10 protein-coding genes are annotated in these 13,257 nt (G+C 69.3%); 7 read left to right on the top strand and 3 right to left on the bottom strand.

The annotated features are described in order from the left end of the window. Window positions 1-36: 36 nt before the first annotated feature. Window positions 37-852, top strand: coding sequence for a hypothetical protein (locus ASD59_RS06395; protein WP_055830018.1), 816 nt, complete (start codon window positions 37-39; stop codon window positions 850-852). On the opposite strand, the gene ASD59_RS06390 is transcribed toward ASD59_RS06395, so the two are convergent. Further along, a complete protein-coding gene (locus ASD59_RS06390; protein ID WP_055830016.1) occupies window positions 839-1,768 on the bottom strand; it encodes an Hsp33 family molecular chaperone in 930 nt (309 codons plus the stop codon). The genes ASD59_RS06395 and ASD59_RS06390 overlap by 14 nt on opposite strands. Window positions 1,769-1,920: 152 nt before the next feature. Here ASD59_RS06390 and ASD59_RS06385 point away from each other — a divergent pair, with 152 nt between their 5' ends. The 5 genes from ASD59_RS06385 (at window position 1,921) to ASD59_RS06365 (ending at window position 9,951) form a co-directional block, all read left to right on the top strand. Beyond that, entirely contained in the window at window positions 1,921-3,327 is a 1,407-nt protein-coding gene (locus ASD59_RS06385) for an SDR family oxidoreductase (RefSeq protein ID WP_055830014.1), read from the top strand. 165 nt (window positions 3,328-3,492) lie between these two features. Then, window positions 3,493-5,385 (top strand): phosphoglycerate dehydrogenase, encoded by a 1,893-nt coding sequence (gene serA, locus ASD59_RS14760; RefSeq protein ID WP_055830012.1) that lies wholly within the window; start codon window positions 3,493-3,495, stop codon window positions 5,383-5,385. Between the two features lie 89 nt (window positions 5,386-5,474). Next, a complete protein-coding gene (locus ASD59_RS06375; protein WP_055830010.1) occupies window positions 5,475-7,295 on the top strand; it encodes an autotransporter domain-containing esterase in 1,821 nt (606 codons plus the stop codon). 218 nt (window positions 7,296-7,513) lie between these two features. Next, window positions 7,514-8,137 carry a M23 family metallopeptidase gene (locus ASD59_RS14725; protein ID WP_055830008.1) on the top strand — a complete coding sequence of 208 codons (624 nt, stop codon included), beginning with the start codon at window positions 7,514-7,516 and terminating at the stop codon, window positions 8,135-8,137. A 170-nt stretch (window positions 8,138-8,307) separates the two neighbouring features. Further along, the gene (locus tag ASD59_RS06365; protein WP_055830006.1) at window positions 8,308-9,951 is read left to right on the top strand and encodes an ATP-binding protein; all 1,644 of its coding nucleotides are present in this window, start codon (window positions 8,308-8,310) and stop codon (window positions 9,949-9,951) included. Window position 9,952: 1 nt separating this feature from the next. On the opposite strand, the gene ASD59_RS06360 is transcribed toward ASD59_RS06365, so the two are convergent. Both ASD59_RS06360 and aceA read right to left on the bottom strand, forming a co-directional pair. Further along, on the bottom strand, window positions 9,953-10,162 hold the full coding sequence (locus tag ASD59_RS06360; RefSeq protein WP_055830004.1) for a hypothetical protein: 210 nt from the start codon (window positions 10,160-10,162) through the stop codon (window positions 9,953-9,955). A gap of 14 nt (window positions 10,163-10,176) precedes the next feature. Further along, entirely contained in the window at window positions 10,177-11,457 is a 1,281-nt protein-coding gene (gene aceA / locus ASD59_RS06355; protein ID WP_055830000.1) for an isocitrate lyase, read from the bottom strand. Window positions 11,458-11,609: 152 nt separating this feature from the next. Between aceA and ASD59_RS06350 the strand changes: the two genes are divergently transcribed. Further along, on the top strand, window positions 11,610-13,043 hold the full coding sequence (locus tag ASD59_RS06350) for a helix-turn-helix domain-containing protein (protein WP_055829998.1): 1,434 nt from the start codon (window positions 11,610-11,612) through the stop codon (window positions 13,041-13,043). Window positions 13,044-13,257 lie beyond the last annotated feature (214 nt).

Here is a 13,257-nt window from a genome sequence, read left to right as displayed (position 1 = left end):
CGCGCCGGTAGGGGCGTGGATCAACCGGGGGCTTCGATGATCGCCTTGTTCGCCGCCGCCAGCCTGCTGGCCGCGCAGCCCGCCGACTGTTCTCCGCCGGCGGGGACTGACGCCCTTCTCGCAATGCCGCAGCGCTACATTGTCGTGGGCGAAAGCCACGGCACGGTCGAGACCCCGGCCGCGTTCGCGCAGATGGCGTGCGCGGCGGCCGAAAAAGGGCCGGTCACGATCGCCCTCGAACTGCCGACGGTCATGCAGCCGCAGCTGGACGCCTTCCTGGCCGCGCCCGACGAGGCCACGGCGGTCGAGGCGCTGTCCGGCACCCATTTCCTGAACCCGCGCATGAACGACGGCCGCAGCAGCCAGGCCATGCTGGCCATGCTGTTGTCCGTCCGCCAGCTTCGCGCGGATGGACGCGATGTAGCCTTTCACGCCTTCCAGCCTTCCACGCCCCGCCAGCGCGACCTGACGCAGGCCTGGTACGAACTCGACATGGGCCATGCGCTGGCAGGAGCGATCTACGCCCGGCCGCAGTCGAAGGTGCTGGTCCTCGTCGGCAACCTGCATGCCCGCAAGACCGGTTTCCCCCGCTTCCCCGATGTCGGCGTTCCCGCCGCCGGCCACCTGCCCGCCGCCGATGTCCTGACGCTCAAGGTGGCGCAGCAGGGCGGCACGGAATGGAACTGCCAGTCTGCATGCGGAACCAATCCGTCACGCGCCGTCGTCGACATCGACCTTCGAGGCGTGCGCCTCGAGCCGACTGATGACGGCGCCTATGACGGCGTCCTGGCCCTGGGACCCAGCACGGCCTCGCCGCCGGTCGTGCCGGGGCCGGGACCTAGCCTTCGCTGACCGTGATCTCTTCCGGCTCCAGCGCATAGACCGTGGCGCAGTATTCGCAGGTCACGCGGATCTTGCCGTCGGCCTCGACCATCTCGGCCCGCTCCTCGGCCTTGAACGACGTCAGCATTCCGGCGATGCGGGCGTGCGAGCAGCGGCATTGGGCCACCAGCGCGCGGGCGTCCTCCAGCCGCACGCCGTCCTCGTGGAACAGGCGGAACAGCAGGGTCTCCGGCGTGATCGTCGGGTCCAGCAGCTCGTCGTCGCCCAGCGTCTGGAACAGGGCCCGCGACCGGTCCCACGCCTCCTCGGTCGAGCCGCGCGCCTCGTCGCCCGCGATCAACTGGATCAGCGCCCCGCCGGCCCGCCAGCCCGTGCCCGCGTCCGTGGTGATCGAACCGACCGACAGACGGACCTTGGTCGGGATCTGCTCGGATTGCTGGAAATAGTGTTCGGCGGCCAGCGACAGGCTCTCGCCCTCGATCGGCGTGATCCCCTGGGTCCGCTCGAAATCAGGCCCGCGATCCAGCGTCATCACGAACACCCCCTGCCCCAGCAGCGAGCGCGCCCCCGGCCGGGCGAAGCCCTGCGACGCCGCGGCGACCTCGGCCTCGTCGAAGCGGCAATAGCCGCGCATATGCCCCTGGGTGTCATAGTCGGCGACGACGTAGCGCACCGGCCCGTCGCCCTGGGCCTGGACGATCAGCCGGCCCTCGAACTTCAGGCTCGACCCGACCAGGGCCGCCAGGGCGCAGGCCTCGCCGAGCAGGGCCGCGACGGGTTCCGGATAGTCATGGGCCGACAGGATGGCGTCGATGGTTTCGCCCAGCCGCACCAGACGCCCACGCACGGGCCAGCCCTCGATCTGGAAGGCGGCCGCCAGATCGTCGGCGGGGTTGGCGGGCGACGTATGCGCGTGATCGGTCACGGGCGGTCCTCGGAAAGAGCGATTGTGCGGAAGCGCCGTCAGATAGGCGCGGCCATCGCGAATGGTAAGACCTGCATGCTACAGCAGGAACCGGCGGGGTCTCGGCCCCGTTCGTTCAAGGCCCGATCCAAGCGCACAGACCCGGCGGTTTCATGACCAAAGCGACCCTCAAGCCCCTGAACCAGCAAGCCATCGTCATCACCGGGGCCACCTCCGGCGTCGGCCTGGCGACCGCGCGGCGGGCGGCGAAGGCGGGGGCCTGCGTGTTTCTGATCGCGCGCGGCGAAAACGACCTTAAGGCCCTGACCGAAGAGCTTCAGGGCACGGGCGCCCGCGCCGCCTGGGCCGTCGCCGACGTGGCCGACTACGACGCCCTGGCCGGGGCGGCGGAGAAATGCGTGCGTCTGTTCGGCGGCTTCGACACCTGGATCAACAACGCCGGCGTCTCGATCTTCGGCAATATCCGCGCGACGACGCTGGAGGATCAGCGGCGGCTGTTCGAGACCAACTACTGGGGCGTGGTCAACGGCTCGATGATCGCCGCCGACCACCTGCGCGAACGGCCGGGCGGCGGGGCCATCGTCAATGTCGGCTCGACCCTGTCGGACGCGCCGATTCCGGTGCAGGGCGTCTATTCGGCCTCGAAGCACGCGGTGAAGGGCTTCACCAACGCCTTCCGCATGGAGCTGATGCGCGAACAGGCGCCGATCACCCTGTCGCTGGTCAAGCCCTCGGCGATCGACACGCCCTACAACAAGCACGCCCGCAACCTGACGGGTCAGGCGGTGCAGAACCCCCAGCCCGTCTACGCCACCCATGTGGTCGCCGACACCATCCTGTATTGCGCCAGCCATCCGATCCGCGAGATCACGGTCGGGGGCGGCGGGCGGCTGATCGCCAGCTTCTATTCCGCCCTCCCGGGTCTGGCGGAACCACTTCTGGCGCGGTTCGCTCCTGTCATGATGCGGGACAGGGGTTCCGCGTATCAGCCGTTTGACGACGGGCTCTACGACCCGAACGACGACGGCCTCGATGAAGAGGTTCACTATCCCATGGTCCGCCAGTTCTCCGCCCTCGCCGAAGTCCGCAAACACCCGGGAATCACCGGCGGCGTCGTCGCCATCCTGGCCGGCATCGGCATCGCAGCCGTGCTGTTGAACCAGCGTTCGGGTCCCACCCGCTATGAGCGCCTGCGCGGTCGTTTCGACCCGCGCGGCTGGGTCGACACGGACGCCCTGCGCGACCGCTTCGGCGATCTTGCCGAAACGGTGCGCCATGGCCTCAGCGACGCCGGCGAGCGCGCGTCCGACTTCAGCGGCGAAGCCCGCCATCGTGGCGAGCAGATCCTGCACGGCGCACGACATTCTTCGCGCAAGGCCTTGAAGAAACACGGCAAGACCGCGCGCCGGTACGCGCACGACGCCGGCGCCTACGCCAGGGATCACGCCCGTGAAGGCGGCGCGGCCCTCGCCCTTCTGACCATCGCCGCCGCCATCGGCGCCGCCGCCATGGACGCCCGTCGTCCCGACAGCCGCCTGCGCAGCCTCGGCAAATTCTGACGTCTGCGTCCGAATCCGACGTAGCTGCCTGCCAGCATGATCGCCGGTCGTCCCTCGCCGGGCGGCCGGCGCTTTTCATTTGGACGAGCTGGACGGTCTGGACTGTATTTTTTCGAACCCGCCCGGCCCATTGCTGCAACTGCGAAGGTGAGCCAAGCTCCCCCCATGGCTGATCCGGCGACCTACGTCTTCGACTTCGATTCCACCCTCGTCCGGATCGAGACGCTCGAGGCCCTGGCCGACATCGCCCTGGCCGGCGCGCCCGACGCCGGGGCGGTCCGCGCCGAGATCGTGCGCCTGACCGATCAGGCCATGACCGGGGACATGCCCTTCGGCGAGGCCCTCCGCCGCCGCCTTGAGCTCCTGCCCCTGACCCGGTCCCACGTCGCCGAACTGGCGGGCCGCATCCTCGACGAAGGCACGCCGTCGGTCCGCCGGAACCTGCGCTTCTTCCGCGAGAACGCCGACCGCATCGTCATCCTGTCAGGCGGCTTCCGCGAGATCATCGCCCCCCTGGCCGAACACCTTCACATCGCGCCGGACCGGGTGCTGTGCAACGACCTGACCTACGACGCCGAAGGCCGCGTCACCGGCGTGGACGCGGACAATCCGCTGGCCCACGCCGGCGGCAAGTCGGTCGCCGTGCGCGCCCTGGCCCTCCCCGCGCCCGTCGTCATGGTCGGCGACGGATGGACCGACGCCGAGGTCCGCCTGTCAGGCGCCGCCGACCGCTTCCACGCCTTCACCGAGATTGTCCGCCGCGACCGCGTCGTCGCCGCCGCGGATGTCGTCTCCCCGTCGATGGACGAATTCCTCCACGCCGAGGGCCTGGCCGGCCGCTGGTCCTACCCCCGCGCCCGCATCCGCATCCTGCTGCTGGAGAACATCCACCCCGCCGCCGTCGAACGGCTGCACGAGGCCGGCTATTCGGTCGAGACCCTGAAGGGGGCCCTCGACGAGGACGCCCTGATCGAGGCCCTGCAGGGCGTCCATGTGCTGGGCCTGCGCTCCAAGAACCAGGTCAGCGCCCGCGTGCTGGAGGCCGCGCCGCGGCTGATGGCCATCGCCGCCTTCTGCATCGGCACCAACCAGATCGACCTCGAGGCCGCCGCCGCCCGCGGCGTCGCCGTGTTCAACGCCCCCTATTCCAACACCCGCTCGGTGGTCGAGCTGGCGGTCGGTCTGACCATCGCCCTGATGCGCGACGTGGCCGACAAGTCCGCCGCCATGCATCGCGGCGAATGGAACAAGTCGGCGACCGGCTCGCGCGAGCTGCGCGGCAAGACCCTCGGCATCGTCGGCTACGGCGCCATCGGCTCGCAGCTGTCGGTCCTGGCCGAAGGGCTGGGGATGCGGGTGATCTTCCACGATCTGACCGAGCGGCTGGCCCTCGGCAACGCCCGCCGCATGGCCTCGCTGGACGCTCTTCTGGCCGAGAGCGACGTGGTCAGCCTGCATGTCGACGGCCGGACCGACAACACTGCCCTGATCGACGCCGCGCGCCTGGCGAAAATGAAGCCGGGCGCCCTGCTGGTGAACCTGTCGCGCGGCCATGTCGTCGACATCGGCGCCCTGGCCCAGGCGCTGGGCGCGGGCCGCATCGGCGGCGCGGCCATCGACGTCTTTCCCGACGAGCCGGCGACCAACGCCGACCCCTTCGACAGCCCCCTGCGCGGCCTGCCCAACGTCATCCTGACGCCCCACATCGGCGGCTCGACCGAGGAGGCCCAGGAAGCCATCGGCGAATTCGCCGCCGAACGGCTGCTGGCCTATCTGAATCGCGGCGACACCACCTTCTGCGTCAACCTGCCGAATGTGCAGCTGGCCGAGGTGACGGGCGCGCACCGCATCCTGCACATCCACCGCAACCAGCCCGGCGTCCTCGCCGAGCTGAACCGCGAACTCGCGGCCGCCGGCCTGAACATTCTCGGCCAGCATCTGAAGACCGACGAACGCACCGGCTATGTCATCACCGACGTCGACCGAGACTACGATCCGGACGCCCTCCGCGCCCTGAAGAGTGTTGCCGGAACACTGCGTTTCAGAATGCTGCACTGAAACCTTCCCTGACGGCATCTTGCGCCGACGCGAAACCGGCGCACACTGCCCTCAACGGTCGCATGATGACGGCCGAGGGAGGATCATCGATGTCTCGTTTCCTGCGCAGCGCGGCGCTTGCCGCACTGACGATCGCCGCCGCCGGCGCCATGGCCTCGGCCGCCAGCGCCCAGAGCTACAGCCGCCTGGTCGTGTTCGGCGACAGCCTGAGCGACAACGGCAACCTGTATGCCGCCACCGGCAACACCCAACCGGCGTCGCCGCCCTATTTCCAGGGCCGGTTCTCGAACGGCCCCGTATTCACCGAACTGCTGGGCTTCAACGCCGGCCGATCGGCCGCCGGCGCGCCGCGCACGGGCAGCATCAACTACGCCTACGGCGGCGCCCGCACCGATTCATCCGCCTTCCCGCCCGGCATGCGCAACCAGCTGCTGCAGTACACCAGCGGCGGCGGCGTCTTCGGCGCCAATGATCTGGTCAGCGTTCTCGGGGGCGCCAACAACATCTTCCAGGCCGTCCCGGCGGCGGGAGCCTCGGCCAACCCGACCGGCGCCATCCAGCCCGTGGCCCTGTCGGCCGCGGCGGACATCAACTTCATCGTCAACAGCGTGGCCGGCGCCGGTGCCGGCACGATCCTCGTTTCGAACCTGCCCAACCTGGCCCTGACGCCGCAGTTCAACCAGGGCCCGGGCGCACCCGCGGCGGCGCTGGCGGACTACGCCGGCACCCAGTTCAACGGCGCCTTGCTCAGCGGCCTGATGACCACGGCCGCCGCCCGCCCGGGGACCAACATCATCCTGATGGACCTGTACAAGATCGGCGCGACCCTGGCCGGCAGTCCGGGCGCGTTCGGCCTGACCAATGCGCGGGACGCCTGTTTCAACGGCGTGACCGTCTGCGCGACGCCCGGCACCTATCTCTACTGGGACAGCGTTCACCCGACCGCCGCGGGGCACCAGCTTCTGGCCCGCCTGGCCAATGACTACCTCTACTATGGCGACATCGGCGCCCAGTCGACCGTCCAGGCCGAGACCGGCTTCCGCCAGCGGGAGGATCTCCTGGATCTCTCCAGCGAGGGGCTTTCGGGACGCGCCGCATGGGAAGCCGGCACCCGCCTGACGTTCGGCGCCATCGCCGACAGCGTCGAAACCGACGCCCGCGGCAGCGTCGCGTCCGCGGATGCGACCGGCTGGGGCGTCCGCGCCGGTCTGGACCACGTGGCGTCCGCCAGCACGCGGATGGGCTTCACCGCCACCTGGCGCAACACCGAGGTTGACGCCGGCGCCATGGCGTTCGACGTCGAATCCTTCGCCTTCGACGCCTTCGCCGGGTGGCGCTCGGGCTCCATGTTCGTGAACGCCACGGTCGGCGGCTCGATCGACCAGTATGACGACATCACGCGCATCACCTCGCTGGCCCCCATCGTCCACACCGGCGAGACGGATGGCGGAAGTATCGGCGCCCGCCTCCAGGGCGGCGTCTGGTTCGACATGGGCGGAATCGGCCTTTCGCCGCGCGCGGCGGTCAGCTTCGTCTCGACCGACGTGAACGGCTACACCGAACAGGGCGTGGCCGCGCAGTACGAATACCAGGACCGCACCGTCCAGGCGGCCAGCGGAGAGGTCTCCCTGAGGGCCGAGGGCGGAGGCGACGGCTTCAGCTTCTACGTCGAGGGCGGCTATCGCGACTCCTTCGGCGACAGCAGCGACGCCGTCCGCACCGGCATCACCGTTAATCCGGCGAAGATTCTCTCGCGCGACATCGAGGATCCGTTCGGCGGCTCCCTGATCGCCTCGGCGGGCGTCGACGCCGACCTCGGTCCGGTGACCATGAACATCGGCTATCGCGGCCGTTTCGGAGACTCGGCCGACAGCCACGTGGGCGCCGTCACCTTCCGCCTGCCGCTGTAAGCGAGCGCATGACCCGACAGGGCGCGCGATCCTCCCGGGTCGCGCGCCTTTTTCGTTCCACCCTGCGACGACCTGCCGCTGCCGCTCGCCCCAAAGTGGCCCCACCCGCCCGTGAAAAGGCCCGCTCTCCGGTCGCTGGCCGCAGTGCGTCGCGTTTGTTGCGGCCCGCCCGGCGCCCGCCCCCTGCTCTCGCGAGCCGAAGACGGAGCCGACGCCGCATGCGACGCCTGTTGCCGACCGCCCGGTCGTTTCTCATCCATTCCGGCCAGGCCGCCGCCCTGGCCGGCGTCGCCGTGCTGGCCATGGCGGCCGCGCCGCTGTCGGCGCCCGATCCGGTCGCCCCGAGCGAGACTTTCGCCATTCCGGAAGCCCCGCCCGTCACCGCCGTGGCCGAGGCCGCCGGCCCGATCACCCGCCTGATCACCTTCGACAGGCCCGTGAAGGATTATGCGATCAACTCGCCATTCGGCCCGCGCCGGATGCCCGGTCAGGCGATGCGAAATCACGAGGGCGTCGATATCGCGGCGCCGCAAGGGACCGGCGTCTTCGTCGCCGCCGAGGGCTCGGTTGTCCGAACCGGCTATGACGCCGCGGGCTACGGTCGGTTTGTCGAAGTCCGCCACCCCAACGGCATGAGCACCCTCTACGGCCACCTCAGCCGCCTGGACGTGGCGTCAGGCGACCGCGTCGGAAGCGGCCAGCGCATCGGTCTGGTCGGCTCGACCGGCCGTTCAACGGGGCCCCACCTGCATTTCGAGGTCCGCCGGGGCGACCGCCAGGTGAATCCCGTCAAGGTCCTGGGCCACGAGTTCCAGGTCGTGGTGCAGACCGCCGACGCCTGAATCCCGGCCAACGGCCACGGTTTCTTCACCACTCTCGCGGGATAGTCTCGCCGGGAGGGTGTATTGGAACGCATCATCTACGGCATAGCGTTCGACCATGACTGGCGCTGGACTCAGGCCGCCGGCCTGGTCCGCGTACCGGGCGCGCCAATCGCGAGTCCGACGTGGTCATGAGCACCGTTTTCGTGGCGCTGGTCGCCGTCGTCATCGGCGCCATCGCCGCCCTGGCGTGGACGGGCCGAACGTCGCGCTCTGGCGCCCTCGCCCAGATCCGCGAGGCCATCGACGCCATGCCCGACGGCATGGCCTTCTACGACGCCGAGGACCGGCTGGTCCTGTGGAACCACCGCTACGCCGAGGTGAACCCGGAACTGTCGTCCAACCTCCAGGTCGGAATGACCTTTCTCGACATCATCCGGATCGGCCTGTCCGAGGGACTCTACGCCGACGCCCTCGGCCGGGAGGATGACTGGATCGTGGAGCGGATGGCGTCGCGCAAGGCGCTGTCGACCACGATCGAGCAGCGGATCGCCGGGGACAGGTGGCTGCGCGTATCCGATCGCCTCACCTCCGCCGGCGGCATCGTCACCGTCTGCACCGACATCACCGACCTGAAGAACGACGCCGCGGCCCTGGCCGAGGCCCGGGACGCCGCCCAGGCCGCCAGCAACACCAAGAGCCAGTTCCTGGCCAATATGAGCCATGAGATCCGAACGCCCCTGAACGGCGTCATCGGCCTGGCGCAGGTCATGGCCCGGACCGAACTCTCGCCCGACCAGCGCGAGATGATGGAGTTGATCCAGTCGTCCGGCCGCACCCTGCAGGTCCTGCTCAGCGACATCCTTGATCTGGCGCGCGTCGAATCCGGCCGGCTGGAGCTGTCGGAAGAGACCTTCGACCTGGGCCGGGCCGTCCGCGAGTCGGCCCGGCTGTATGAAAGCGCGGCCAGCGAAAAGGGCCTTCAGTTCTTCGTCGAGCTCGCCCCCGAAGCCGACTGCTGGATCACCGGCGACATGGTGCGGCTCAAGCAAATCCTGACCAACCTGGTCTCCAATGCGGTGAAATTCACCAGCACGGGCTTCGTCAGCCTGACCGCCGCGCCGGGCCCGGACCGGGCCGGCGGGCCGACCTTGCGGTTCTCGATCGAGGACACCGGCATCGGCTTCGACTGCGAAACCCGCGAGCGCCTGTTCAGCCGCTTTGAACAGGCCGACGGCGCCATTACCCGCAAGTTCGGAGGCTCGGGCCTGGGCCTCGCCATCTCGCGCCAGCTGGCCGAGATGATGGGTGGCGATCTGGATTGCGAGAGCGAGCCCGACGGCGGCTCGGCCTTCATCCTGACCATCCCCTACCGGGCAGCCGAGGCCCCGGCCCCGGCGCTCGTGTCGCCGGCCATCGCCGCCGACAGCGATCAGCCCCTGATCCGCGTCCTGCTGGCGGACGATCATCCCGTGAACCGAAAGGTCGTCGAACTGATCCTGGCCCAGGCGCCCGTCGAAATCACCTCGGTCGAGGACGGGGCCCGCGCCTTGCAGGCCTGCCGCGACGCTGACTACGACCTGATCCTGATGGACATGCAGATGCCGGTGATGGACGGCCTGACCGCCACCCGCGAGATCCGGCTGCACGAGGCGGCGATGGGCCTGCGACGCACGCCCATCGTCATGCTGACCGCCAACGCCCTGACCGAGCATGTGACCATGGCCGAGGCCGCCGGCGCGGACCGGCATCTGGCCAAGCCGGTGGACGCGGGCGAACTGCTGGAGCTTGTCGTCTCCCTGCCGCGGACGGCGGCGGAGTCCATCGCCGCCTGACCTATTCGTAGCCGTGGGCGGCTTCGTTTATGACCTGCGACGGCATGGACGAGAAGTCGACGCTGACGGGCTGGGCCGCCTTCGCCCGGAACGTCTTGATCACATGCTCCAGCCGACGCCGCACCTCGCGCTCGGCCTCGGTTCCGTCGGTCAGGTTCAGCGGGGCCAGGCAGAAATCGATGATGGCCGTGGGGTTGTTCAGGGGTTGCATGGAACGTCTCCTGCTTATTCGGCCGCCACGAACTGGGCGGTCTCGGTGGAATCCTTCAGCGCCGTGGTCGACGACTGGCCGTTGGAGATGACGGTGGCGACCTGATCGAAATAACCGGTGCCGACCTCGCGCTGGTGCCGGGTGGCGGTGTAGCCGGCGGCCTCGTTGGCGAACTCGCGCTGCTGCAGCTCCGAATAGGCGGCCATGCCGCGGTCGCGGTAGCCGTCGGCCAGTTCGAACATGCTGTTGTTCAGGCTGTGGAAGCCCGCCAGCGTCACGAACTGGAACTTGTACCCCATGGCCCCCAGCTCGCGCTGGAATTTGGCGATGGTGGCGTCGTCAAGTTTTGCTTTCCAGTTGAAAGACGGCGAGCAGTTGTAGGCCAGCAGCTTGCCCGGATGCTCCTTGTGCACGGCCTCGGCGAAGCGGCGCGCGTCGTCGAGATCGGGATGCGAGGTCTCCCACCACAGGACGTCGGCGTAGCGGGCGTAGGACAGGCCGCGCGCGATGCAGTGATCCAGTCCCGTGCCCGGCTTCAGGCGGAAGAAACCCTCGGGCGTGCGGTTGTCGCGGTCTATGAAGGGCCAGTCGCGCTCATCGACATCCGAGGTGATCAGCTGGGCCGACTCGGCGTCTGTGCGGGCCACGATCAGGGTCGGCGCGCCCATGACGTCGGCGGCCAGACGCGCGGCGCTCAGGTTGCGCTCGTGCGCTTGGGTCGGGATCAGGACCTTGCCGCCAAGGTGGCCGCACTTCTTCTCCGAGGCCAGCTGGTCCTCGAAATGGACCCCGGCGGCGCCCGCCTCGATGAAGGCCTTCATGATCTCGAAGCTGTTCAGCGGTCCGCCGAAACCGGCCTCGGCGTCGGCGACGATGGGGGCGAACCAGTCGCGTTTGGCGCCGCCCTCGGCGTGCTCGATCTGGTCGGCGCGCTGCAGGGTGCGGTTGATGCGGCGGCACAGCTCCGGCGCGGCGTTGGCCGGGTACAGCGACTGGTCGGGATACATGGCGCCGGCGGTGTTGGCGTCCGCCGCCACCTGCCAGCCCGACAGATAGATGGCCTTCAGCCCCGCGCGGACCATCTGCATGGCCTGGTTGCCGGTCACGGCCCCCAGGGCGTTCACGAAAGGCTCGTCGTGCAGCAGCGCCCACAACCGGTTCGCCCCGCGTTCGGCCAGGGTGTGGGTGATCGGGACAGACCCGCGCAGGCGCAATACGTCGTCCGCGCTGTACGGACGCTCGATGCCGTCGAAACGGCCATGGGGCGAAGGGACGAGATCGGCGAAGGTCGTCATGGCGGTCTCTGCTCGGGATCTGGCCGTTGCGGCTGATGTCCGGAAGCAGAACACGTTGAAGTCACGAACAACACAGCTTGAGAGTCATATCTAGTGTCATTGAGTCACATTATGACACTTGCTGTTAAGTCATTTTGTGACCTAATGCGGGCATGGACGCCGCTCCGCTTCGCAAACTCTTCCTCGGCGGCCGCCTCAAGCGGCTGCGGCGCGAGCTCGGCTTGACCCAGACGGCCATGGCCGCCGATCTCGGCGTATCGCCCAGCTATCTGAACCATATCGAACGCAACCAGCGTCCCGTCTCGGCGCAGCTGCTGCTCCGGCTCGCCGACACCTATGACGTGGACCTGCGCACCCTCGGCCAATCCGGCGGCCCGGCGTCCGAGGCCGAACTGACCGAGGCCTTCTCCGACCCGGTGTTCCAGGGGCTGGCGGTGCCGCGCCACGAAATCGTCCAGCTGGCCGAGGACCAGCCCGCCGCCGCTGACGCCCTGCTGCGTCTGTATCGCGCTTTCGCCGACCGCCGCACCCGCGATCGGGCCGAAACCGACGCCCTTGGCGGACACGGCGACGACAGTCCCGCCGACTGGGTGCGGGAATACCTCCAGGCCCGCCGGAACCACTTCCCCGAACTGGACGCCCTCGGCGAAGCCCTGTCCGACGCCATGGACGCCGAAACGCCGGGAGAACCCTTCGAAACCCGCGCCCGCGCCCGCCTTCTGGCGGGCCATGGCCTGACCGTCCGCACCCTGCCCTCGGAGGTCATGGTCGAATGGACCCGCCGCTATGACCCCCACCGCCGGCGGCTGTTGCTGTCGGAGACCCTCGGCGCCTCCTCGCGCGCCTTCGCCGTCGCCTATCAGCTGGCCCTGGCCGAGCATGACGCCGAACTGACCGCGCTCGCCGAGGCGGCGTCCGCGCCCGACGAACCGACCCGCCGCCTGCTCAAGGTCTCCCTGACCAACACCCTCGCCGCCGCGACCCTGATGCCCTACGGCCCCTTCCAGCGTGCGGCCGAGGAGACGGCCTATGACATGGGGCGCCTTCAGGCCCGGTTCGGCGTCGGCTTCGAACAGGCGGCGCATCGCCTGACCACCCTGTCCCGCCCCACCGCCCGCGGCGTGCCCTTCTTCCTGATGCGGGTCGATCAGGCCGGCAACATCTCAAAACGCTTCGCCTCGGGCGCCTTCCCCTTCTCGCGCTTCGGCGGCGCCTGCCCGCGCTGGCGGCTGCACAGCGCCTTCCGGACCCCCGGCAAGATCATCACCCAGATCATCGAGACGCCCGATGGACAGCGCTGGTTCACCCTCGCCCGCACGGTGGATCGTCAGGGCCATGATGCCTTCACCGAAGGCCACGACCTCGCCATCGGCCTGGGCTGCGAGCTGAAGCACGCCCACCGTCTGATCCATGCGCGCGGCCTCGACCTGGCGGCGCCCGAGGTCACCCCCATCGGCCCGGCCTGCCGCCTGTGCCACCGCCACCCCTGCGCCGAGCGCGCCGCCCCGCCGGTCGATCGCCCCCTGGCGGTCGATGACTGGGCCAAGTCGGTCAGTCCCTACCCCTTCGCGGGGCCGACCCGCTGACGCCTGAACCACATGCGGGTTCGGGAGTTTTGACGACTCGGCTGATCAGGGTGTGTCGTGAATCTCGTATTGCTTGTCCGGAAGCACTGGCTCCTGGGCCTTGTCGTCGTTGAACTCGTGACCGCGGCATCGCTCGCGGGCTGGCTCGTGGCCGGCCTGGCTCTGCGCGCCGGTTGAGGCCTCGGTCGAGCCGGATATCCCCCGAGTCGCGCCG

Origin of the sequence: Brevundimonas sp. Root608, assembly GCF_001427825.1 — a bacterium.
Taxonomy (GTDB): Bacteria; Pseudomonadota; Alphaproteobacteria; order Caulobacterales; family Caulobacteraceae; genus Brevundimonas.
Note: the sequence above shows the minus strand (reverse complement) of the source record. Positions and strands in the feature narration are given on the sequence as shown.